We start from the raw sequence: 19,960 nt of genomic DNA, 5'->3' as shown, positions 1-19,960 counted from the left end.
GTCTTCTTGATGGTGTTACTTGGGCGTCGCCGCCGGGGCGTCCGGCTTGGCAGCCTCCGTCTTGGCCTTATCCGTCTTGTGCTTGCCCTTGTGGTGCTTGGCGCTTTCGGCGGTCTGATGGGTGTTGTGTTCCACCTTGCCGGCGGTTTCAGCCTTGGCTTCGGGCTTTGCCTCGGTCTTGGCGGCCGGGGCCGGGGTGGTGGCCGCCGGGGTTGCCGGGGTCGCGGTGCTGGTCACCGGGGTGCTGGGGCTGGCCGGGGTGGCAGCGGGGGTGGCGGTCTGGGCCTGGGCGGCACCGGCAAACAGGGCGGCGGTCAGACCGGCGATCAGCATCATGGAACGGGACATGTGATCTCTCCTGAATATCGTCAGAATGAAGGGGGATGGGTTACTTCGGCGTCGCAGTCTTGGCGTCGGTCTTGGCTTCCGCCTTCACCTCCGTCTTCACATCGGCCTTGGCGGCCGGCGTGGCGGTGCTGGTGCTGGCGGTGGTGCCAACCGTCGCCGCCGGGGCGGCCGGGGTGGGCGTGACAGCGGCTTCGGTCTTCGCGGCGGCACCACCGGTCACGGCAGCCGCTTCCTTGGCCTCGGTCTTGGCCTTGTCCACGATGTGCTTGCCCTGGTGCTCGGCCTTGTCGCCGGCCTTCTCCACCTTGCCACCCGCCGTGTGGGCGGTGTGCTCGGTCTTCTTGACAGCGCTGCCGACGGTTTCCGTAACCGGGCTGGTGACCTGTGCGCCGGTGCTGGCGCTGGCGGTCAGGCCCTGGGAAGCGGCACCCACGGCGCCGGTGGCATTTCCGACCAGCTGGGCCTGGGCGGTGCCGGCCAGCAGGGCGGCGGTCAAACCAGCCATCAGCAACATGGAGCTACGCATTTTATTCCTCCGAACTTCGTTCGTCTGTCGGCGTTGCGCGGGGTGCGCTCTGTTGCCCGACAGCTATATAAAGCCAGGGGAAGATGGTGGCGGATTGGCCGCTCCCGGGCGGCTTGCGGGAATTGCTGCGCTATTCCCGTGTCGGGATTGCAGCGGATTTGCCTTAATTGGGGGTAGCTCTGTTTTTTTCAGGGCAATCCGGCGCTATTCCCCGCGCAGCATCCGGCGGATGGCCTGGGCCAGCAGCTGATAGGGATCATCGCCGCGCGCCTTGGCGGCCTCCTGCAGCTTTTCGCGCAGCCGGCTGTCGGTCGCCTGCCGGCGCAGCCGTTCCAGCTCCGCCGCCTTCAACCGGTCGTCAAAAGCCCCGCCACCGTTTTCGGTGGCGGGGCTGGAAGAGCGGGGCGGGCGGGGTGGCGGCTTTTTAATCATGTCGGGGAAGGCTCATTCCCCGACATGGATGCTGCCGCTGCCACTGCTGTTGAACTGGGTATTGCCTTCCTTGCGGGCGATATGGACGGAGCCGGAGCCGCTGGCATTGATGCGCGGGTTGACGGCGGTCCCATCGAACCGCACCTCACCCGCACCGCTGAGATTGACATCCAGCGGTTCCGCCCGGCCTTCGGTAATCCCCAGCTTGCCAGCACCGGAGAAATCCACCTTCACCGGACCGTTGACCCGGTTGATATTCACGTCGGCATAGCCGGGAACGCTGATCTTGGTGGCATCATTCACCCGGTCCACCGACACTTCGCCATGGCCATTGACCTCCAGCGCCAGCGTTTCGACCCGGCCGATGGCAAGGGAACCAGACCCCTGGATGGCGGCCTTCAGCGGCCCATCCACCCGGTCGATGGAAACCGATCCGGTTTCCAGCAAGGTGATTTCGGCGGGGCCGACCCGGTCGGCGGAAACATCGCCCCGCCGCATCCGCAGCTTCACCGGCGCGTTGGTCCGGCCATCGATGCTGATATCACCGACATGATCCATCACGCTGATGGCGGCGGATTCTGGCAGGGTCAGGTGGATGCTGCCCGGCGTGCCATTGCCCTGGCTGATGGTCAGCAGACCATCCTTCAGGTTGGTGCGCACACCCTGGGCGCCGTCCTCCACCTCCAGGTTGATCTTGTCGTTGCGGTTGGAGATGGTGATCGTCACATCGCCGGTCAGATTGACCAGGGAAATCCCCTGGGGCGCATCGAAGCTGGCCTTGCTGACCCCATCCTGGGCGCTGCCGGCGGTGGCTGCCGTGGCGGCGGCGATCTTGGCATCGATGCGGGCTTCGGCGGCCCGCAGCCCCTTGTCCACGGCATCCGGGATATTGCCGCTGGCACTGCGCATACTTTCACGCGCCGCGGCCAAGCCCTGGCGGGCGGCGTGCAAGGCTTCCAGCTGGGTGGCATTGCGGTCAATTTCCCGCTGCGCCCGTTCCACCGCCCGTTCAACGGCGCGCTGATCGAAATGCGGCATGGGGGGCATGGGTGCGGCGGGGGCCGCTGGCGCTGCGGGTGGCACCGGCGCTTCCGGACCATCATCATTGATGGTGATCTTGTAGCTTTTGTGCTCCCCCCCGTCCTCTTTACGGCTGTCGCCGGCGGCCAGGCCCCAGCCGATAATGCCAAGGGCGATAAGCACGGCGGCAATACCGCCGGCAGGAATGCCAGGGGTCAGGCGCGGGCGGGCAATGGTGGAGGGGGAGCCATCCATGGGACGTATCCTGCGTGTCATCGGTTCGCTGTCTTCCCTTCGACTATGCGGCCCGCCGCCGCCCCTGTCCGCCGCGTTTGCACCGGCGTTACAATTTTCAGCATCCCGTTTACACAGGCGCCAGCCTGTTACAAGCGGGTCAATTCTTCATATGCCAGCCGATGGCATAAAGCCGCCCAGCCAGGGCATAGAGTAACGCCGTCACGCCCGTGACCACCAGTGCCGAGAGGGCGGGATCCTGATGGCTGGTCCCCATCATGGCGTAACGGAACCCGTCCATCGCATAGAAGATCGGGTTGGACTGTACCAGATGGGCGAAGAAGGGCGGCATCCCCGCCACCGGGGCGAACACGCCCGACAGAAAGGACAGCGGCGTGAACAGGAAGGTGAAGTAAGCCGCCATATGGTCCCACTTGGTGGAAGCCAGCCCCGTCAACAGCCCGCAGGCCGCCATCAGCAGCCCGGCCAAGGCGGCAAACAGCACGGCCAACCCCGGATGGGCCACCGGCTGCGGCCAGATCAGCAGCGATCCGAACCAGACGAACAGGCCACTGACCAACCCCGCCGACATGCCGGTGATGGCATAGGCGGGCACCACCTCCCGCGCGCCGATCGGGGCCATCAACTGGTCCAGCACATGGCCTTCGATCTTGGCATAAAGCAGGGAGAAACCGGTATTTTCCGCCGCCCGCATCAGGATGGACAGCATCACCAGACCGGGCACCAGAAAGGACAGCACGGCGTCACCTTCCGGCGTGCCGCGCTGCGGCCCCAGCCCGAACAGGAAACAGACGAAATAGATCACCGCCATCAGCGCCGGGGCGACGATGATCATCGCCGCCATCTTCCACACCCGCCGCATCTCCTTGCCCAGCAGGGTCAGGAAGGCGCGGGTATGGAAGGCCGGCACCATGCGGTTGATGGCGGCGTTGAAGGCACCAGCCGGCCGGCTGGCAATGCTGTCCAGCGACATGGGGCTCGTCTCCGTCAGGTTACCGGATGGGGTCAGGCGATCAGGCTTTCAGCTTGTAACCACGGGCAATCATCCGCCAGGCGATGAAGCCCAGGGCCAGATTGATGCCCAGCATCACCAGAATGCCGGTTCCCAACGTACCGTCGGTCTGGCCGATGAAGCCATAGCGGAACCCATCGATGAAATAGAAGAACGGGTTCAGATGGGCGATGAAATGGAAGGTCGGCGGCAGGCTGTCTACCGAATAGAAGGTACCCGACAGAAAAGACAGTGGCGTGACGATGAAATTCGTCACCGCCGCCATATGGTCGAACTTCTCCGCCCAGATGCCGCCGATCAGCCCCAACAGGGCCAGCAGGCTGGCCGCCGCCACACCATGGAACAGGATATAGAACGGGTGGGCCAAGCCCACTGGCACAAACAGCGAGATGGCCAGGGCGGTGACAAGGCCCACCAGCGCGCCCCGCACCACCCCGCCGATAATATAGGCCAAGGTCAGTTCCAGGGCAGAGATGGGCGGCATCAGCACATCGACGATATTGCCCTGCACCTTGGCCACCAGCACGGAGGAGGAGGAATTGGCAAAGGCATTCTGGGCAATGGCCATCATGATCAGGCCGGGCGCCAGGAATTCCAGGAAGGGCACATCGCCCACCCTGCGCACCACCCCGCCCAGAGCCAGGGCGAAAACGGCATAGAACAGCAGGGTGGTCACCACCGGTGCCGCGATGGTCTGCACCCAGACCTTCAGGAAGCGGCGGATTTCCTTATGGATCAGCGTGGACAGGCCGATCCAGTTGACGGCGCCCATCTGGCGGGGCATGGGAAAGCTCGGCTGCGTCATGGCGCGGAAGGGCCTTTTGGGCGTGGGGAACCAGGGCGGCCTGGGGGCCGCAGGCTTTGAATTGGTGGCCACACTACCCCCATGCCGGGGGCGGGGCAATTACGGCCGTCACACCGGTGGACAAAAGCGCGCGGGAAAGTTTGGCAATGATGGATGAAGGTAGGGCCGCCCCGGCGGCACAGGGGCGCAAGGTGAAGCGGGTGACGCCGGAATATCTGGATCGGGCGGCCCTGCATTATCTGGAACGGTTCGCCAGTTCCAGCGCCAACCTGCGCCGGCTGCTGCTGCGCCGGGTGACGGCGTCGGCCCAGGCGCATGGCACCGATCCGGCGCAGGGGGCCGAATGGGTCGAGGCGCTGATCGCCCGCTATCTGCGCAGCGGCCTGCTGAATGACGGGCTTTATGCGGAAATGAAGGCGCGGGGGCTGCAGCGCCGCGGCGGCTCCACCCGCGCCATCCGCCAGAAACTGCGCGCCAAAGGGCTGGAGGATGCCGAGGTCGATGCCGCCATGGGCGAGCTGGAGGGGGCAGAGACGGGTGAGGCCGATCTGGCCGCCGCCATCGCCTATGCCCGCCGCCGCCGGCTGGGCGGCTTCCGCCCTGATCGCGGGCTGGATGCCGATGCCGCCCGTGCGCGGCGGGACAAGGATATCGCCGCCCTGGCGCGGGCGGGATTTGACCTGGAGACCGCCCGCCGGGTCATCGATGCCGATGATCCGGAAGGGCTTTTGGACGCGTAGGCGTTTACTTGCCCAGCGCGTCCAGCCGGCGCTGCAGTTCCGGCCGTTCGGGGGCGTTGGCGGGCAGGCTGTTCACCAGTTTCTGCCAATAATCCCGTGCCTTGGCCGTGTCGCCCTGGTTGGCCGCCTGCTGGCCCAGATAATAGAGCGCCTGGGGGTTCTGCGGCTGCAGCGCCAGCACCTTTTCCATCGCGGCCAGGAATTCCGGCGTGGCCTGACCATCCGCCGTGTCCGGGGCCAGCAGGCGGGACAGGTCCAGCCAGGCCTCTACCCGCTTCGGATCGGCCTTCACCGCCCCGCGCAGGGCGTTGCGGGCGGCATCCAGATTGCCCTGAACCTCCCGCGCGCGGGCCAGCCGCAGCCAGCCTTCCACATCGCCGGGATTATCCATCAGCTTGGCTTCCAGCCCATCCACCATGGAATTGATGGTGGCCTGCTGATCCTCCGCCGACATGCCGGCCATAGCCTGCATCTGTTCGGCCGACAGGGCGGGGGCCGATCCACCGGCGCCACCGCCACCCCCCTGCATCGGCCCGCGCGGGGCCTGGGGGTTGGCGGGCGGCTTGGGCTTGGGCGTGATCGCCACCGGGTCCAGGCCGACGGATACCGCCGCCTGCTGGATCTGCTGCATCAGCAGCGGCAGCCAGGGGGCGTCGGCCGGGCTGTCGCCCACCAAGGCTGTCCAGCGGTCCAGCGCGCCCTTGATGTCGCCTGCCTGCTGGCGGGCCACACCCAGGTAATAACGCGCGCGCGGATTGTTGGGATCGGCCTTCACCACCTCATCAAACAGGCGGTGCGCCTCCTCCCCGACAATGCCGTCAGCGGCACTGGTCAGGGTTTCGGCCAAAGCACTCATCAATTCCGGGTCGCCCTGTGACAGGCCCAGGGCGCGGCGATAGGCCATGGCGGCATCATCGATCCGGCCCATGGCGGCATAGGTCTGGCCCAGCAGGGTCCAGCCGGCCTGATCATTGGGATTTTCCTGCAGCGTTTTTTCCAGGCTGGCCACGGCTTCCAGCACCTTTTCCGGCACCGCCCGCCCCTTGGGCCGTTCGGCGAAAATCTGGGCCGGCATGTTGGGATGGCCGGTGGGCAGATAGATGCCCAGCGCCACCACGGGCATGGCCAGGGTCAGGGCCAGCGCCAGCTTGCGGCTGGGCTTGGTGGCCTGGGTAGCAACGGCTTCCAGCTTATCCGCCTCCGCCGCCGCGGACAGCAGGCGGCGACCGATTTCCGCGCGGGCCAGCTTGGCCTGATCGGGCGTCAACACGCCGCGCGCCAGATCGCGCTCCACCTCGGCCACCTGCTGGGCATAGACGCCGCGGGCGAAGCTGGCCGCCTCCCCCACATCGCCGCTGGGGCGCAGCAGGGCGCGCACAAGCGGCAACAGCGCCAGCGCCGTCAGCGCCGCCGCGACAATCCAGAAACCAATCATGCCACAGGCCCCCGCTTTTCCGCTGTCCCATCCAGCAGGGCCTGCAGCCGTGCCTCTTCCTCATCACTCAACACGGTACCGGCGGATGCCTCCACCTCCTGCCGGCGCCGGCGGAGATAGACGGCGGTGCCCAGGCCAGCCACCAGCAGCACGGCAAACGGCCCCGCCCACAGCACCAGCGTGTAGCTTTTCAGCGGCGGGCGCAGCAGCACGAAATCCCCATACCGGTCGGTGACATAGGCCAGCACCTGATCATTGCTGTCGCCCGCCACCAGCCGTTCACGCACCAGCACCCGCAGGTCGCGCGCCAGATCGGCATTGCTGTCATCAATGGACTGATTCTGGCAGACCAGACAGCGCAGTTCCTTGGAAATCTCCCGTGCGCGGGCCTCCATCGCCGGATCGGCCAGCTTTTCATCCGGCATCACCGCAAAGGCGGGGGCGGAGAGCAGGGCGAGCGTCGTAATGCCAACCAGTGAACGGCGCTTGAGGGAAGAGAAAAAGCCGAGCCCAGCGAGGCAGGCCGCCGACCGGCGGCCCGCGCCACGTGGCGCGTAAGCCAAGGGCGCGGATGCGCCCGCCCGGCGCTTGAGGGAACAGAAAAAGATAAGGGAAAACAAACACTTCTTCATTTCGCCAGCTCCCGCAGCATCGGCAGGATCACGTTTTCCATATCCTGGGGCATCAGCGGGCCGACATGGCGGTACCGGATGCGTCCGGCCTTGTCGATCACATAGGTTTCCGGCACGCCATAGACGCCGAAATTGATGCCGACCCGGCCATCCTTATCAGCGCCAACGCTGGTATAGGGGTTGCCCAGCATGTTGAGGAAGGCTTGCGCCGCCTCGGGCTTGTCCTTGTAGTTCAGGCCACGGATGACAATCCCTTCTTCCCGCGCCAGCCGCACCAGCAGCGGATGTTCCACCCGGCAGGGGGCGCACCAACTGGCAAAGACATTGACCAGTTGCACCTTGCCCGTCAGGTCGGTGCTGGCCAGCCCCGGCCCGCCATCGATGCCAGCCAGATCGAACACCGGCACCGGCTTGTCGATCATGGTGGAAGGCAGCTTGGACGGGTCATGCGTCAGGCCGATGGCGAAATAGGCCAGCAGCACCAGGAAGATGGTGAAGGGCAGCAGCAGCAGCAGACGATGCTTGGTAACAGGCGACATGGTGCGGCCAGACCCTTATTCGGCGGGTTGCATGGTGGGCGGAACCGGGTTGGCGCGGCGCTGCGGCACGCCGACGCGCAAGCGCCGGTCGGACAAGGACAGCAGCCCGCCCAGCACCATCACCACCGACCCCAGCCAGATCCACGGCACCAGCGGATGGTGATAGAGGCGCACCACCCAGCCCTTGCCATCCGGGCTGGGTTCGCCCAGCACGGCATAGAGATCAGACACCAAGGTGGTGTGGATGGCGGCTTCCGTCGTCTGCATCCGCGCCACCGGGTACCAGCGGCGTTCCGGCGTCAGGGTGGCGATCACGCGGCCATCCACCCGCACGGTGAAGAAACCCATTTCGGTGGTGTAGTTCGGGCCCTTGGCCGGTGCCACCTTATCCAGCGTCAGTTCGTACCCGGCGACCGTGGCCTTGTCGCCCAGCGCCATCACCCGCACATCCTCCGTCAGCCAGAAGGAGGTGCCGACCATGCCGGCAATGGCAATGCCCATCCCGGCATGGGCCACCGACGTGCCCCAGGCCCCGCGCGGCAGGCCGCCGGCACGCGACAGGCTGTCGGAAAGCGGGATGCGGAACAGCTTCACCCGGTCGGCAATCTCCCACAGCGCCCCGGCAAAGGCCCAGGCGGCCAACCCGATGCCCACCAGGGCCATGACCGGCTTCACCCCATGCGCCCACAGGGCCACCATCACCGCCGCCACGGTGACAATCCCCGCCACCCAGAGCCGGCCCATGATGCCGGCCAGATCGGCCCGCTTCCAGGGCAGGAACGGCCCCACCGCCATGGCCAGCACCAGCGGCACGGCCAGGAACGGGATAATGGCGTTGAAATAGGGGGCACCGACGGAAATCTTATGCCCGAACACATCCAGCACCAGCGGCATCAGCGTGCCGATCAACACCACGGCGGTGGAAACCGACAGCAGCAGATTGTTCAGCACCAAGGCCCCTTCCCGGCTGATCGGGGCGAACAGGCCGCCCACCTTCAGCGCGTGCGCCCGCAGCGCGAACAGCAGCAACCCACCGCCGGTGGCCAGCCCCAGCAGGGCCAGGATGGCGACGCCGCGACGCGGATCGACCGCGAAAGCATGAACGGAGGTCAGCACGCCCGAGCGCACCAGGAAGGTGCCCATCAGGGAGAGCGAGAAGGTGAGAACCGCCAGCAGGATGGTCCAGGTTTTCAGCGAGTCGCGCTTTTCCACCACGATGGCGGAATGCAGCAGCGCCGTACCGGCCAGCCACGGCATCAGGGAGGCGTTTTCCACCGGGTCCCAGAACCACCAGCCGCCCCAGCCCAACTCGTAATAGGCCCACCAGGAACCCATGGCGATGCCCAGCGTCAGCGACGACCAGGCCACCAGCGTCCAGGGCCGCACCCAGCGGCCCCAGGCGGGATCAACCCGGCCTTCGATCAAGGCCCCCACGGCGAAGCTGAACGCGACGGAGAAGCCGACATAACCCAGATAGAGGAAGGGCGGATGGAAGGCCAGACCCGGATCCTGCAGCAGCGGGTTCAGATCATTGCCATCCGGCGGGGCCGGCAGGATGCGGATGAACGGGTTGCTGGTGGCCAGGATGAACAGCAGGAACCCCACCCCGATCAAACCCTGCACGCCCAGTACACGCGCCTTCAGCGTCGGCGGGATATTGCGCCCGAAGGCGGCCACCGCCGCACCGAACAGCGACAGCATGAAGATCCACAGCAGCATGGAGCCTTCATGATTGCCCCAGACGCCGGCCACCTTATAGAGCATCGGTTTCTGGCTGTGGCTGTTCTCCACCACATTCAGCACCGAGAAATCGGAGACGACATAGGCCCACATCAGGGCCAGGAAGGCGAGCGTGATCAGGCCCAACTGGCCATAGGCGGCCATGCGCCCCGCCTCCATCCAGGCGGCATTGCGCCGGGCCGCCCCCGCAAAGGGCAGCGTCCCCTGAATGATGGCCAGCAACAGCGCCAGCACCAGCGCATAATGACCAATCTCGGGGATCATGGGACGCTTCTCTCTCTGGAAAGGGCTTTGACCGGGGCCGGCCTGTCATCAGACCGACCCGTCGATGGAAAAGTCAGAACAGAAATGCCGCCATTGGCGACATCCCCTCACACGCCACCATTGCCGGCGGCAGGCTTGCTGCCCGGCGATTCCGGCCGGAACTGGCCGGATTTCTTCAAGGCGTCGGCCACTTCCTTGGGCATGTAATTTTCATCATGCTTGGCCAGGATTTCGCGGGCCTGGAACACGCCATCGGGACGCATCCGCCCTTCAGCCAGCACGCCCTGGCCTTCGCGGAACAGGTCCGGCAGGGCGCCGCTGAAGGTGACGCGCACGGTGGCGGCATGGTCGGCAATGACGAAATCCGTGGTGATGCCATCGCCTTGCTTGGAAACGGAACCCGCCTCCACCAGCCCGCCAACGCGGATCAGCCGGTCGCCCGGCGGCTTGGCCTGCAGGTCCGACGGCGAGAAGAAATAGGCCACATTCTCCTCAAACGCCGACAGGGTCAGCGCGGTGGCGGTGCCCAGGCCCAGCATGGCGATGCCCAGCAGGTAAAGCCGGCGCTTCTTGCGCGTCATCATCATTCGCCTCCACCAGCATCAGCGTCGGTACCATCATTCTGGCCGCCCTTGCTGCGACCACCGGTCATGGGCAGCATGGCAGCCCCTTCCCCACCATCACCACCCGCCGCCGCATCCGCCTTGCGACGGCGACGGCGCGGGTTCGCCGCCTCCAGTGCGGCCAGGGTGCGCTCACGCGACCGGAGGCCGGCCACACTGGCCACCAGCAGCACCAGCAGCAGCACCAGGGCCAGCCCATAGCTGCCCCATACATAGGGGGCATAGCCCCCCATCGCCAGAAACTCTTTCATCGTCTCAGACATGGTCCGCCGTCACTCACCCCTGGGCCGATGCGCGGGCCATGCGCAACGTCTGTATCTTGGCATCGGCCAGTTCCGCCCGCATCCGCAGGATGACCACAGCCACGAAATAAGTCTGGAAGGCCAGCGCCATCAGCAGCAGCGGCCACAGCATGTCCGGGTGGATGGTGGGGCCGCCCATGCGGAACACGCTGGCCGGCTGGTGCAGGGTATTCCACCAATCCACGGAAAATTTGATGATCGGCACATTCACCGCCCCGACCAGCAGCAGAATGCTGCCGGCCCGGTTGGCGCGCACGGGATCATCAAAGGCATTCACCAGGGCCATGAAGCCCAGATAAAGGAAGAACAGGATCAACACGCTGGTCAGCCGCGCATCCCACACCCACCAGGTGCCCCACATCGGCTCCCCCCACAGGCTGCCGGTCACCAGACAGAGCAGGGTGAAGCCGGCCCCGATGGGCGCGGCGGCGCGGGCATAGACCTCCGCCAGCGGGTGGCGCCAGACCAGGGCACAGGCGGCCGCCACGGCCATGCTGGAATAGGTGAACATGCTCATCCAGGCGGCGGGCACATGCACATACATGATGCGCACCGTGTCCCCCTGCTGATAATCGCCGGGGCTGTTGAACAAGGCCAGCCAGAGGCCGGCAATGAACAGCCCCACGGACAGCAGGGCCGCCCAGGGCAGAATGATGGTGGCCAGACGCAGGAAGCGGGCAGGATTGGCGAAGCGATGCATGATGGCCCTATGTAGCATGGGCGATGGTGTTTTCACACTGGCCCACAAATGCCCTGCGTTGATTTGATCCAGGACAATTTGGGCAGCACATCACGTGTCTTCAATGGGGTCCAGCCGCACAGGTTTCGGCACCCGCGCCAGGGTCAGCACATCGACACCCACAGCCCCCGCCCGGCGCAGCACGCGGGCACATTCGCCCACCGTGGCCCCGGTGGTCAGCACATCATCCACCAGCAGCACCCGCGCGCCCTGGATCCGGTCGCGGTGGCGCGGGTGGGCGGCGAAGGCCCCTGCGACATTGCGCGCCCGGCCCTTGGCCGTCAGCCCGCCCTGGCTGGGCGTGGCGCGGCGGCGGATCAGCAGATCGGGCACCACCGGCTTGCCCGTCAGCCTGCCCAGATGCAGCGCCAGCAAGGCCGACTGGTTATAGCGCCGGCGCAGCAGCCGCCAGCGATGCAGCGGCACGGCGGCAATCACATCGCACTCCGCCAGCAGGGCCGCGCCTGACCGCGCCATCCAGCGGGCAAAGCCGGGGGCGGCATCGGTGCGGTCGCCATGCTTGAAGCCCAGAATCAGGGGCCGGCTGGCATCATCATAGGAGAGCACGGCACGGGCCCGGCCGAATTGCGGCGGGTTGGCGATGCAGGCCCCGCAAAGCGCCGAGACCCCGGCATCATAATCAAACGGCAGGCCGCAGCAGGCGCAAAAGGGCGCATCGATGAAATGCATCGCCGTCCAGCAGGTGGGGCACAAGGTGCCGGGCGTGCCCACCCTGTCCCCACAGCCCAGACAGCGCGGCGGCAACAGCAAATCCAGGGCCGACCGCAGAAAAGCCTGCAGCGGCCCCCGCCAACCCTGAAGCGTTTCGACAATCTGGTTCATCCCGTCATGGTAGCATCGGGTGCGATACATCGCCAGACGCCCATTCGCCCGGTTGCCAAGGACGCCGCATCGGGATATGGCAAGGGGCATGAGCGACGCCGACACGATGCAGGTCTTCGACCGCCAGCTGGTCCGCCGTCACCGCGACCGCGCGGCGGCGACCATCGCCGACCATGATTTCCTGTTGCGGGAGGTGGGCAGCCGCCTGGCCGAACGGCTGGAACTGATCCGCCGCAGCTTCCCGCGCGTGCTGGATCTGGGATGCCATGGCGGGGAAATGGCGGGGCTGCTGCAGGGGCTGTCCGGCATCCAGCAGATCATCCAGGCTGACATCTCCCCCCGCATGGCCGGCGTGGCCGGTGCCGCCAATGGCACGGCTGTGCTGGCGGCGGATGAGGAACTGTTGCCCTTCGCCCCTGGCAGCTTTGACATGGTGGTGTCCAACCTGTCGCTGCATTGGGTGAATGACCTGCCGGGCAGCCTGATCCAGGTGCGCCAGGCCCTGCGCCCCGATGGGCTGTTCCTGGCCGCCATGTTCGGCGGCGACACCCTGTTTGAACTGCGTCGCGCCTTGATGGAGGCGGAAAGCGAGGTTCTAGGCGGGGTCAGCCCGCGCATCAGCCCGATGGCGGGCTTGCGCGATGCCGCCGGCCTGCTGCAGCGGGCCGGCTTTGCCCTGCCGGTGGCGGATATGGATACGCTGACCGTCTCCTATGCCAACCCGTTCCGCCTGTTGTCGGACCTGCGCGGCATGGGGGAAACCAATGCCGGCCTGTCCCGCCTGCGCCGCCCCATGCCCAGCGCCCTGCTGGCCCGCACCATGGAACGTTATGTGGAGCTGTTCGCCGACGAGGATGGCAGCGTACCCGCCACCTTCCAGGTGATCTTCCTGGCCGGCTGGTCACCCGATGCCAGCGTGCAGCAGCAGCCGGCTAAGCGTGGCAGCGCCAGCCACCGGCTGGCCGAGGTGTTGAGCGAGATCGGTCAGGGTCAGCCACCCGCCAAGCCGCATTGATCGCCCCTCAGGGGATCAGCACCACCTCGCCCTTTGGCGGTTCCGCCGGACTGATGCTGACGATCGGCGAACTGGTCGCCGCAATCCGATAGCCGGCGCCGTTATTGAAATAGGCATAGCAGATGGCCTGGAAGCCTGGGCCGGCTGCGGCCGGTTGCGTCTTCCCGCCGCAGGGCTGGCCCGCAATCGTCACCGTGCCCGGTGCGGCCAGGGTGACGCGGATCTGATGCACGCCCTCTCGTTCGGCGGTGTAGCTGCAGCTCTTGCCCTGCGGCGCGTCGAAGATACAGCCAGCGGGTTCCGTCGCGGCCGCCGCCACCGCAGAGGGCAAGCCGAAGCAGAGGCCAAGGCCGAGCAGCTTCCATCCATGGATCAGTTTCACGCTTCTCACTCCTTGCGCATTTGATTCCCGGCAATCCCGAACCGGCCATGCCCCCCTTATGAACAGTCCGATGGCCTGCCTTGATCCCCTGGAAATCGCTTTGTTGTTGTTCGCCCCCATGCTTAAAGACATGACAGAATGACGTTTAACGGGGTTTACAGTCCAATGGACAGCGCGGATGAGGATATTGTGGATCGTTTGCGGCGCCGCGCCACCCGGGCACGCGACCGCTATCCGGATGATGCCGATGATCCGACGACCCTGGTGGGCGGCCTGATCGCGGATTATGAGGCCGCCGCGAACGAGATTCAGCGGATGCGCGATGCCCTGAAGGATCTGTCACGCCAGGCCCTGCGGGTGATGCTGGGCTGAAAAAGAGGGGGGAAAGGCCGGTCACCGCACTTTCCCCCCGAATGCGTGAGAAAAATATTTGCAAGCCGGTTTCAATGCGCTATGGTCCGCGCCGCCCGCCCAGGAAGCCTGGGTCGATGGCCGGCATGGACCCGTAGCTCAGCTGGATAGAGCGCTGCCCTCCGAAGGCAGAGGCCGATGGTTCGAATCCATTCGGGTCCGCCACCTTCCCTTCAAATGAAATTGGGCAGGCTGAAATAGATCAGTCTGATAATGCGCCATGTGTTGGCGCATGACGCTTCTGTTCATTCCCGTGCCAAAGGGCCGATGCGGGGAAACGGAACAAAAATCATCTACATTCGATCAAAAATAGCTATGATATGCTCGTTATAATAGCAATGAGGGTAGAATGATCGATGCTTTGGATGATACGTCCTCTACCCAAACCAAAACCAGCCTGCTGTTCCCCTCCCAGCTTACGCCCTGGCGTTTGGTGGCGCCGGTTTTGAAGGGCATCGAAACAGCCAATGAAGCTTATAAACGGTGGTCGAGCGAATATTGGCTATCGGATGCCGGAATAGAGAATGTGATGCAAACACATGTCGCCGAAGCCTGTCATCAGGCATTGGTGGGCTCGACGATGCGCGTCCATCCCGAAGCACTCTATAAATATTTTTATGGCATAAACGGGGATCGTCGCCGTGCTGATATCATCATCAGCTGTAAAGGGGATAATCCCCTTGTTCATATTGAACTGAAACGAAAGCAGGATTGTGTGGGATCTGATGGTCAGCGCATCCGTGAGATTCTAATTACACGGCAAAACCGGCCCTGCAGAGACCTTAAAGGGGCCGTTTTTGGCGCCTTTGTGTTTCACCGCACCGGCCAGCGGCAGGAGAATCTGGAGCATATGGTTAATAAAATATATGAAGAATTCAAAGACGGTCTTGGCACAGACGAATTAAAATCAAAGTGGGATTGGTCCCACCTGGGTGGGATCGACATTAAGAAAGATGGAAAAATTACTCACTGGACCTGCGCAGCATTGGCGATTTCGGTCACCCGTGCACCAGTTGATTAGGTGTTGAAACCACTGTCCCGATGCATAAACGGCCATATGCATGATGCATATGGCCGCTGAACGCGATCACGGAGCAAAATACCCACGCGGATCAAATTACCAACCTGGGATCACTCATCCTCACCAGGACGGCGGGCGCGGGTGCCCAGACCGATCTGCTTGGCCAGACGGGAGCGCTGCTTGGCGTAATTGGGGGCAACCATCGGATAATCCGACGGCAGACCCCAGCGGTCGCGATATTCTTCCGGGCTCATATTATAGGCAGTCTTCAGATGCCGCTTCAGCATCTTCAACTTTTTGCCATCTTCCAGGCAGACGATATATTCCGGCGTCACCGACTTCTTGATCGGCACGGCCGGCTGCGGCTTCTCGCTCACCACCACCGGCTCGGTGCCGACGTTGGACAAGGTACGATAAACCTGCTCGATCAGGGCAGGAAGATCATGGATCGCCACTGTATTATTGGAGACGTGTGCCGCGACAATCTCTGTGGTGAGAGACAAAAGCTCGGGCTGGGAGGAAACGCTGTTCATCTATCTTTGCTCCGGACAAGGAACTCACACGTGATATAAGTCTTATTCTGGTGATGTGCAATAACGTTTTAAAGCGTGCCAAAAGGATGGCCTTTGATGAAAAACACTGTGAATCATTTTCTCGACATCACCAGCCTTGTCTGCCCAATGACATTCGTGCGGACAAAACTTGCCGTCGAAAAGTTACCCAAAGGTCAAGTCCTTGAAGTCAGGTTGAATTTCGGCGAACCGCTGCAAAATGTTCCCGCCAGTCTGCGTGAGCATGGATATGAGGTGGGTGAAGTTCAACCGGAAAATCCGGGCGAACTTACTGGCCCATACCGGATTTTTATCCGGAAAAACTAGCGGTTCTGCTCGGCAGGTGATTGTTTCCGCTCGGAAATACGCAAAGACATGACATGGGCATCAACAGTTGCGGCCCCTGTTCCGTAATAATTACGGCGCCGCCCCACCGTGGTGAAACCCTGCTTTTCATAGAGTTGGATGGCCGTGTGGTTGTTGACCGCCACCTCCAGGAAAACTGTTTCAACAGCATAGCCGGCCAGTATTTCCAGCCCATCCAGCAACAGCATCCGGCCCAGGCCCTGGCCGCGCCCATTGGGTAATACCCCGATGGTCAGCAATTCCGCCTCATCCGCCACGGCACGCCACATGGCCATTCCGCAGGCTTGGCCATCCCGGTGCAGCAGGCGAGTCAGAACACCGGGCATACCCAACATGCCGGCGATAGCGGCTTCCGTCCAAGGGGGTCCGCTGGTCTGCGGGTCAGCGAAAGCCTGTTGCTGAAGCACATCCAGCACCGGCAGATGCACCATGGTGGCTTCAATGATCTGCAAACCCATCGCCATGTCAGCGGCCCGGCAGGGTGACGTCAGGCGGGCGGATATACAACGGATCAGCCGGCCGCCCCGCAATGGCCGCCGCATCCAGGCGGGCGGCGATGCGGGCACCGGCCAACGCCTCCGCCCCGCCATGGGTGGTGACCACCTGCAGACCCGCCGGCCATGGCCCCAATGCCTCGGCTGCCCGCTGTGCAGCATCGCCAACAATGACCATTGGTTGTGGCTGAAACAGCCGGGCGGCGAAATCGGCCAGCAGGGCCGGCGCCATATCGACAGGCTCAGCCAGCGGGGTTCCATCGGCGGCAAAGGGCTGGAGGAACAGCTCCTCCCGGCGGCTTTCAATGGCGGCCAGGGCCTGCAGGCCTGCAGCGGCCGGTGGCAGGCCTGCCACCGCCACTTCCAGACTGGTGACACCGATCAGGGGACAATTGGCGGCCAGCGCGAAGCCGCGTGCGGCCGCCAGACCGATCCGCAGACCGGTAAAGGTGCCGGGGCCGACAGTGACCGCGATGCGGGCTATATCACCAAACCCCAGCCCGGCCTGCTGCAGGGTCTCCTGCACCAGCGGGACCAGACGTTCGGCCTGCCCGCGCTGCATCTCCTCTGCCCGCACAGCCAGGGCCCGTCCTTCGCCTTGTGACCAGAGCGCACAGGCGCAGGCGCTGGTCGCCGTATCCAGCCCCAGGGTGATCATGCCCAATCCAATCCCCTCAACGGCCCCATCGGGCCACCCTTTCCTATGACATTGACGGCACAGCACCCTGGCGAAAACCCACCTTTTGCCGCAAAAGGGGGCCAGACCAGCCCGGAGCCTGCAGCCCCATGCCCTTCGTGACCATTGCCCCGCCGACCTTCGATGTCGATCTCGATCTTCGCTATGCCACGGCGGATAATCTGACGGGAAGGCCCATCTTCGCGCGGCCGCTCTGCCTGCTGCACCCGCAGGCGGCCGCACGGCTGCAGGTCGCGGTTCGGCTGGCCGCAGCGCAAGGGCTTCGGCTGCATATTTTTGATGCCTATCGCCCACCGGCAGCGCAATGGGCTTTGTGGAATGCCCTGCCCGATCCCACCTTCATCGCCGACCCGCGCATCGGGTCCAGCCATGGCCGCGGGGTGGCCATTGATCTGACCCTGGCAACACCTGACGGTGACCTGCTGGAGATGGGAACCGATTTCGATGATATGCGGCCCATCGCCTATCATGGCGATACCAGCATCAGTGTTACGGCACAGCGTAACCGCGCCCTGCTGCTGGGCATCATGGCGGCAGCCGGCTGGCAGCATTATGCCTTTGAATGGTGGCATTACCAATTGCCCGACGCCGCCTCCTATCCGCTGGTGGAGGATGCGGCGATGGGGCCGGCCCTGATGTGATCACACCGGGGCCGGCCCCTGCTCATCCCTTAATGTCTGTCCGGAAAGTTTTCTTTTTTCAGAGTCTTACGCGATTTTACATTTTGCCTCACCGTCACCCCGGCGAAGGCCGGGGTCCAAGTTCGTAGAGCAATGTGCCTGTGATTCTGGACCCCGGCCTTCGCCGGGGTGACGGTGATCTTCCAACAAGGGTTTGATAATAAATGAAAACTCTCCAGCTAGACTCTTACAGAATCTGGCAGACATCCGCGAAATCAAAGCGTGGGCTGCGCGGATGCAGCCCAGCCGGATCGCCATAGCCCAGATTACACAGGAAATTCACCTGATAACGGCCATCGGGGAAGAAACTGGCATTGACCTGACCAGCATCGAACCCCGACATCGGCCCGCAATCCAGCCCCACCGCCCGGGCGGCCAGAATGAAATAGCCAGCCTGCAGGGTGCCATTGCGGAAAGCCGTGGCCGCCGCAACCGCCGGATCGCCGGTGAACCAGGATCGCGCATCCGTATGCGGGAACAGCCGCGGCAAATGGTCATAGAACTGGTTGTCATAGGCCAGCACGGCGACCACGGGTGCCGTCATGGTCTTGGCCAGATTGCCTTGGGACAAAGCCGGGCGCAGCTTTTCCTTGGCTTCCGCGCTGGTGAGGAACAGCACGCGCAAGGGGCTGCAATTGGCGCTGGTCGGCCCCCATTTCAGCAGATCATGGATACGGTGCAGCAGCGCCGGATCCACCGGCTTATCCAGCCAGGCATTATGGGTGCGGGCCTGGGTGAACAGCAGCTCAGCGCCGGCCTGATCAAGGGTATGGCTCATCTTGCATCCAGTCTGTTGGGTGCCACCGGGTTACGGTGGGAAAGCGGTTTATCAACGAAACCAGCCTCCCCCTTTATGACGGAACCTGCAGAAGGGCGGCAAGCCTTCAACGCCGCAGCGATGCTTCCATAATGCCGCTGCTCTTGCCCGGATTAACCACCAGTTCCATGCCGTCATCCCGCAGCACGGCATTATCGAAATCCCGCAACGCATTGGCGCGGATCAGCGATCGGATAGTCCGGACATAATCATTGCCCCGTTCCGAATAGCTTACCAGCGAATTGGCAAGCTGCAGGCTGTCCAGCGATTTGCCCTGGGCGCGCAGGCTGGCCCGCACCTGGCGGAACTGGGCATAGGCGCGGTGGGTGTTCAGGTTCTGGACATAGCTTTCGATGCTGGCCTTGGGCGCTACAAAGGAACGGTAACGATGGGTCTCCCCCTGCCGGCGATTGCGCGGCACGATGCCTTCATGTTCGGCATTCCAGGTCAATTCACCGAACAGCGCATTGCCCTTCTGGGCGAAGCGGGAGGTACCCCAGCCGCTTTCTTCCGCTGCCTGGGCCAGGGCCAGGGAAACCGGCACCACATCGACCCGCTGCAGCAATGCCTTCACATTGACCTCGCCCTCCGCCTTCAGCCCATAGCGACCCGCCAGTTCGGCCAGCCAGATGCGGTCAGCCTGGGACGGCGCATGGCCTGCAGCCTTCTGGGCCGCCAGTTTCTGCAGACGGTCCCGCTCCCGCTGGACCTGTTCATTGGTCAGCAGGATCAACGGCAGCAGCGTCTTCACAAAGACGGCCTTGCGTTCATCCGTGCTGTCCAGCTTCTTTATGCCGAGGGGCAGATCGCTGAGCACCAGACGCGGCACCTGCAGCTCACCGCTGCGAACGCCGTCAATATGGTAGTCGCGCTGCTGGAACAGATCCAACGCGCCCCGCGCATCCAGCGCAAAGGCCTGTTGAACGATCCTGGCCTCATCCCCCCCGGCCGGCTTTTCAGCCGGTGCTGACACCGGGACAGCGGCAAAAGCCGTAGCCGGGCGTAAAACCGGAAGGATGAATTCCCGCGCCGTCGCCTCCAGTGTCCGCCCGGATGCCCAGGTGAAAACAGTGGAAGGAATGATGACGGTAATCAGCAGGAAGACGGCACAAACAGCCGTATAGCGGGGGCCGGTATGGCCCTCGTTCGCGTCTGTCTGCATTGAATTTAAACCCCTTACTGTCCAAGCCGAAGGGAACAGTCCGCCCGCCATATCGTTTGGATATGGGGTGTGGCGCCCAGTTCCCGGTGCCGGAGCAAACTCCGTATTG

Annotated in this window: 26 protein-coding genes and 1 tRNA gene; 7 read left to right on the top strand and 20 right to left on the bottom strand. The window is 64.1% G+C overall.

All coding sequences use genetic code 11. The features are described from left to right. Window positions 1–15: 15 nt before the first annotated feature. The 6 genes from CHB97_RS26425 to CHB97_RS14935 all read right to left on the bottom strand — a co-directional run bounded on the left by CHB97_RS26425 (window position 16) and on the right by CHB97_RS14935 (window position 4,398). On the bottom strand, window positions 16–348 hold the full coding sequence (locus tag CHB97_RS26425) for a hypothetical protein (protein ID WP_089288784.1): 333 nt from the start codon (window positions 346–348) through the stop codon (window positions 16–18). Window positions 349–388: 40 nt separating this feature from the next. Beyond that, on the bottom strand, window positions 389–874 hold the full coding sequence (locus tag CHB97_RS14955; protein ID WP_143270926.1) for a hypothetical protein: 486 nt from the start codon (window positions 872–874) through the stop codon (window positions 389–391). 204 nt (window positions 875–1,078) lie between these two features. Beyond that, entirely contained in the window at window positions 1,079–1,306 is a 228-nt protein-coding gene (locus CHB97_RS14950) for a hypothetical protein (protein WP_089288782.1), read from the bottom strand. Window positions 1,307–1,318: 12 nt separating this feature from the next. Continuing rightward, window positions 1,319–2,581, bottom strand: coding sequence for a DUF2807 domain-containing protein (locus tag CHB97_RS14945; RefSeq protein WP_089288781.1), 1,263 nt, complete (start codon window positions 2,579–2,581; stop codon window positions 1,319–1,321). A gap of 139 nt (window positions 2,582–2,720) precedes the next feature. Next, window positions 2,721–3,554 (bottom strand): ABC transporter permease, encoded by an 834-nt coding sequence (locus CHB97_RS14940; protein WP_089288780.1) that lies wholly within the window; start codon window positions 3,552–3,554, stop codon window positions 2,721–2,723. Window positions 3,555–3,594: 40 nt separating this feature from the next. Beyond that, complete coding sequence (locus tag CHB97_RS14935; RefSeq protein ID WP_089288779.1) at window positions 3,595–4,398, bottom strand: ABC transporter permease; 804 nt, start codon at window positions 4,396–4,398, stop codon at window positions 3,595–3,597. Between the two features lie 146 nt (window positions 4,399–4,544). Between CHB97_RS14935 and CHB97_RS14930 the strand changes: the two genes are divergently transcribed. Then, window positions 4,545–5,138, top strand: a complete 594-nt coding sequence (locus tag CHB97_RS14930; RefSeq protein WP_244559554.1) for a regulatory protein RecX — start codon at window positions 4,545–4,547, stop codon at window positions 5,136–5,138. 4 nt (window positions 5,139–5,142) lie between these two features. Here the strand turns inward: CHB97_RS14930 and ccmI are convergent, their stop codons facing one another. The 8 genes from ccmI to CHB97_RS14890 form a co-directional block, all read right to left on the bottom strand. Then, complete coding sequence (gene ccmI / locus CHB97_RS14925) at window positions 5,143–6,573, bottom strand: c-type cytochrome biogenesis protein CcmI (RefSeq protein ID WP_089288778.1); 1,431 nt, start codon at window positions 6,571–6,573, stop codon at window positions 5,143–5,145. Then, entirely contained in the window at window positions 6,570–7,049 is a 480-nt protein-coding gene (locus CHB97_RS14920) for a cytochrome c-type biogenesis protein (RefSeq protein WP_256387127.1), read from the bottom strand. The genes ccmI and CHB97_RS14920 overlap by 4 nt, the downstream gene beginning before the upstream one ends. A 152-nt stretch (window positions 7,050–7,201) precedes the next feature. Next, window positions 7,202–7,744 carry a DsbE family thiol:disulfide interchange protein gene (locus CHB97_RS14915; RefSeq protein WP_089288776.1) on the bottom strand — a complete coding sequence of 181 codons (543 nt, stop codon included), beginning with the start codon at window positions 7,742–7,744 and terminating at the stop codon, window positions 7,202–7,204. Window positions 7,745–7,759: 15 nt separating this feature from the next. Further along, on the bottom strand, window positions 7,760–9,748 hold the full coding sequence (locus CHB97_RS14910) for a heme lyase CcmF/NrfE family subunit (protein ID WP_089288775.1): 1,989 nt from the start codon (window positions 9,746–9,748) through the stop codon (window positions 7,760–7,762). Window positions 9,749–9,855: 107 nt separating this feature from the next. Next, complete coding sequence (gene ccmE / locus CHB97_RS14905; RefSeq protein ID WP_089288866.1) at window positions 9,856–10,329, bottom strand: cytochrome c maturation protein CcmE; 474 nt, start codon at window positions 10,327–10,329, stop codon at window positions 9,856–9,858. Between the two features lie 2 nt (window positions 10,330–10,331). Then, complete coding sequence (gene ccmD, locus CHB97_RS14900; RefSeq protein WP_244559553.1) at window positions 10,332–10,634, bottom strand: heme exporter protein CcmD; 303 nt, start codon at window positions 10,632–10,634, stop codon at window positions 10,332–10,334. A 13-nt stretch (window positions 10,635–10,647) separates the two neighbouring features. Continuing rightward, window positions 10,648–11,373, bottom strand: coding sequence for a heme ABC transporter permease (locus tag CHB97_RS14895; RefSeq protein ID WP_089288773.1), 726 nt, complete (start codon window positions 11,371–11,373; stop codon window positions 10,648–10,650). A 90-nt stretch (window positions 11,374–11,463) separates the two neighbouring features. Then, a complete protein-coding gene (locus CHB97_RS14890; RefSeq protein ID WP_143270938.1) occupies window positions 11,464–12,255 on the bottom strand; it encodes a ComF family protein in 792 nt (263 codons plus the stop codon). 88 nt (window positions 12,256–12,343) lie between these two features. Here CHB97_RS14890 and CHB97_RS14885 point away from each other — a divergent pair, with 88 nt between their 5' ends. Next, complete coding sequence (locus CHB97_RS14885) at window positions 12,344–13,270, top strand: methyltransferase domain-containing protein (RefSeq protein WP_089288772.1); 927 nt, start codon at window positions 12,344–12,346, stop codon at window positions 13,268–13,270. A 7-nt stretch (window positions 13,271–13,277) separates the two neighbouring features. Here the strand turns inward: CHB97_RS14885 and CHB97_RS14880 are convergent, their stop codons facing one another. Continuing rightward, window positions 13,278–13,652: a hypothetical protein gene (locus CHB97_RS14880; protein ID WP_089288771.1), complete on the bottom strand. Its 375-nt coding sequence runs from the start codon at window positions 13,650–13,652 to the stop codon at window positions 13,278–13,280. Window positions 13,653–13,817: 165 nt separating this feature from the next. Between CHB97_RS14880 and CHB97_RS14875 the strand changes: the two genes are divergently transcribed. From CHB97_RS14875 to CHB97_RS25970, 3 genes are all read left to right on the top strand, one after another. Next, the gene (locus CHB97_RS14875) at window positions 13,818–14,024 is read left to right on the top strand and encodes a hypothetical protein (RefSeq protein WP_089288770.1); all 207 of its coding nucleotides are present in this window, start codon (window positions 13,818–13,820) and stop codon (window positions 14,022–14,024) included. Window positions 14,025–14,151: 127 nt separating this feature from the next. Then, a tRNA-Arg gene (locus CHB97_RS14870) sits at window positions 14,152–14,228 on the top strand. Window positions 14,229–14,412: 184 nt separating this feature from the next. Next, the gene (locus tag CHB97_RS25970) at window positions 14,413–15,084 is read left to right on the top strand and encodes a hypothetical protein (protein WP_089288769.1); all 672 of its coding nucleotides are present in this window, start codon (window positions 14,413–14,415) and stop codon (window positions 15,082–15,084) included. A 110-nt stretch (window positions 15,085–15,194) separates the two neighbouring features. Here the strand turns inward: CHB97_RS25970 and CHB97_RS14860 are convergent, their stop codons facing one another. Then, window positions 15,195–15,617 carry a MucR family transcriptional regulator gene (locus CHB97_RS14860; RefSeq protein WP_089288768.1) on the bottom strand — a complete coding sequence of 141 codons (423 nt, stop codon included), beginning with the start codon at window positions 15,615–15,617 and terminating at the stop codon, window positions 15,195–15,197. Window positions 15,618–15,713: 96 nt separating this feature from the next. Here CHB97_RS14860 and CHB97_RS14855 point away from each other — a divergent pair, with 96 nt between their 5' ends. Continuing rightward, window positions 15,714–15,962, top strand: coding sequence for a sulfurtransferase TusA family protein (locus CHB97_RS14855; RefSeq protein ID WP_089288767.1), 249 nt, complete (start codon window positions 15,714–15,716; stop codon window positions 15,960–15,962). On the opposite strand, the gene CHB97_RS14850 is transcribed toward CHB97_RS14855, so the two are convergent. Then, complete coding sequence (locus CHB97_RS14850; RefSeq protein ID WP_160105884.1) at window positions 15,959–16,465, bottom strand: GNAT family N-acetyltransferase; 507 nt, start codon at window positions 16,463–16,465, stop codon at window positions 15,959–15,961. The two genes, CHB97_RS14855 and CHB97_RS14850, sit on opposite strands and share 4 nt — an antisense overlap. A 1-nt stretch (window position 16,466) precedes the next feature. Further along, entirely contained in the window at window positions 16,467–17,153 is a 687-nt protein-coding gene (gene tsaB / locus CHB97_RS14845) for a tRNA (adenosine(37)-N6)-threonylcarbamoyltransferase complex dimerization subunit type 1 TsaB (RefSeq protein ID WP_089288864.1), read from the bottom strand. A 128-nt stretch (window positions 17,154–17,281) separates the two neighbouring features. Here tsaB and ddpX point away from each other — a divergent pair, with 128 nt between their 5' ends. Further along, on the top strand, window positions 17,282–17,833 hold the full coding sequence (gene ddpX / locus CHB97_RS14840; protein ID WP_089288765.1) for a D-alanyl-D-alanine dipeptidase: 552 nt from the start codon (window positions 17,282–17,284) through the stop codon (window positions 17,831–17,833). A gap of 226 nt (window positions 17,834–18,059) precedes the next feature. On the opposite strand, the gene CHB97_RS14835 is transcribed toward ddpX, so the two are convergent. Further along, window positions 18,060–18,650: a malonic semialdehyde reductase gene (locus CHB97_RS14835; protein WP_089288764.1), complete on the bottom strand. Its 591-nt coding sequence runs from the start codon at window positions 18,648–18,650 to the stop codon at window positions 18,060–18,062. 106 nt (window positions 18,651–18,756) lie between these two features. Beyond that, the gene (locus CHB97_RS14830; protein WP_160105882.1) at window positions 18,757–19,851 is read right to left on the bottom strand and encodes a glucosaminidase domain-containing protein; all 1,095 of its coding nucleotides are present in this window, start codon (window positions 19,849–19,851) and stop codon (window positions 18,757–18,759) included. Window positions 19,852–19,960 lie beyond the last annotated feature (109 nt).

Origin of the sequence: Azospirillum sp. RU38E (assembly GCF_900188385.1) — a bacterium.
Lineage (GTDB): Bacteria > Pseudomonadota > Alphaproteobacteria > Azospirillales > Azospirillaceae > Niveispirillum.
This window is presented reverse-complemented; position numbering and strand designations above follow the sequence as displayed.

Coding starts and splice junctions, on each gene's coding strand:
- CHB97_RS26425 (WP_089288784.1), bottom strand. CDS start 348: ATGTCCCGTTCCATGATGCTGATCGCCGGTCTGACCGCCGCCCTGTTT.
- CHB97_RS14955 (WP_143270926.1), bottom strand. CDS start 874: ATGCGTAGCTCCATGTTGCTGATGGCTGGTTTGACCGCCGCCCTGCTG.
- CHB97_RS14950 (WP_089288782.1), bottom strand. CDS start 1,306: ATGATTAAAAAGCCGCCACCCCGCCCGCCCCGCTCTTCCAGCCCCGCC.
- CHB97_RS14945 (WP_089288781.1), bottom strand. CDS start 2,581: ATGGATGGCTCCCCCTCCACCATTGCCCGCCCGCGCCTGACCCCTGGC.
- CHB97_RS14940 (WP_089288780.1), bottom strand. CDS start 3,554: ATGTCGCTGGACAGCATTGCCAGCCGGCCGGCTGGTGCCTTCAACGCC.
- CHB97_RS14935 (WP_089288779.1), bottom strand. CDS start 4,398: ATGACGCAGCCGAGCTTTCCCATGCCCCGCCAGATGGGCGCCGTCAAC.
- CHB97_RS14930 (WP_244559554.1), top strand. CDS start 4,545: ATGATGGATGAAGGTAGGGCCGCCCCGGCGGCACAGGGGCGCAAGGTG.
- ccmI (WP_089288778.1), bottom strand. CDS start 6,573: ATGATTGGTTTCTGGATTGTCGCGGCGGCGCTGACGGCGCTGGCGCTG.
- CHB97_RS14915 (WP_089288776.1), bottom strand. CDS start 7,744: ATGTCGCCTGTTACCAAGCATCGTCTGCTGCTGCTGCTGCCCTTCACC.
- CHB97_RS14910 (WP_089288775.1), bottom strand. CDS start 9,748: ATGATCCCCGAGATTGGTCATTATGCGCTGGTGCTGGCGCTGTTGCTG.
- ccmE (WP_089288866.1), bottom strand. CDS start 10,329: ATGACGCGCAAGAAGCGCCGGCTTTACCTGCTGGGCATCGCCATGCTG.
- ccmD (WP_244559553.1), bottom strand. CDS start 10,634: ATGTCTGAGACGATGAAAGAGTTTCTGGCGATGGGGGGCTATGCCCCC.
- CHB97_RS14895 (WP_089288773.1), bottom strand. CDS start 11,373: ATGCATCGCTTCGCCAATCCTGCCCGCTTCCTGCGTCTGGCCACCATC.
- CHB97_RS14890 (WP_143270938.1), bottom strand. CDS start 12,255: ATGAACCAGATTGTCGAAACGCTTCAGGGTTGGCGGGGGCCGCTGCAG.
- CHB97_RS14885 (WP_089288772.1), top strand. CDS start 12,344: ATGAGCGACGCCGACACGATGCAGGTCTTCGACCGCCAGCTGGTCCGC.
- CHB97_RS14875 (WP_089288770.1), top strand. CDS start 13,818: ATGGACAGCGCGGATGAGGATATTGTGGATCGTTTGCGGCGCCGCGCC.
- CHB97_RS25970 (WP_089288769.1), top strand. CDS start 14,413: ATGATCGATGCTTTGGATGATACGTCCTCTACCCAAACCAAAACCAGC.
- CHB97_RS14860 (WP_089288768.1), bottom strand. CDS start 15,617: ATGAACAGCGTTTCCTCCCAGCCCGAGCTTTTGTCTCTCACCACAGAG.
- CHB97_RS14855 (WP_089288767.1), top strand. CDS start 15,714: ATGAAAAACACTGTGAATCATTTTCTCGACATCACCAGCCTTGTCTGC.
- CHB97_RS14850 (WP_160105884.1), bottom strand. CDS start 16,465: ATGGCGATGGGTTTGCAGATCATTGAAGCCACCATGGTGCATCTGCCG.
- tsaB (WP_089288864.1), bottom strand. CDS start 17,153: ATGATCACCCTGGGGCTGGATACGGCGACCAGCGCCTGCGCCTGTGCG.
- ddpX (WP_089288765.1), top strand. CDS start 17,282: ATGCCCTTCGTGACCATTGCCCCGCCGACCTTCGATGTCGATCTCGAT.
- CHB97_RS14835 (WP_089288764.1), bottom strand. CDS start 18,650: ATGAGCCATACCCTTGATCAGGCCGGCGCTGAGCTGCTGTTCACCCAG.
- CHB97_RS14830 (WP_160105882.1), bottom strand. CDS start 19,851: ATGCAGACAGACGCGAACGAGGGCCATACCGGCCCCCGCTATACGGCT.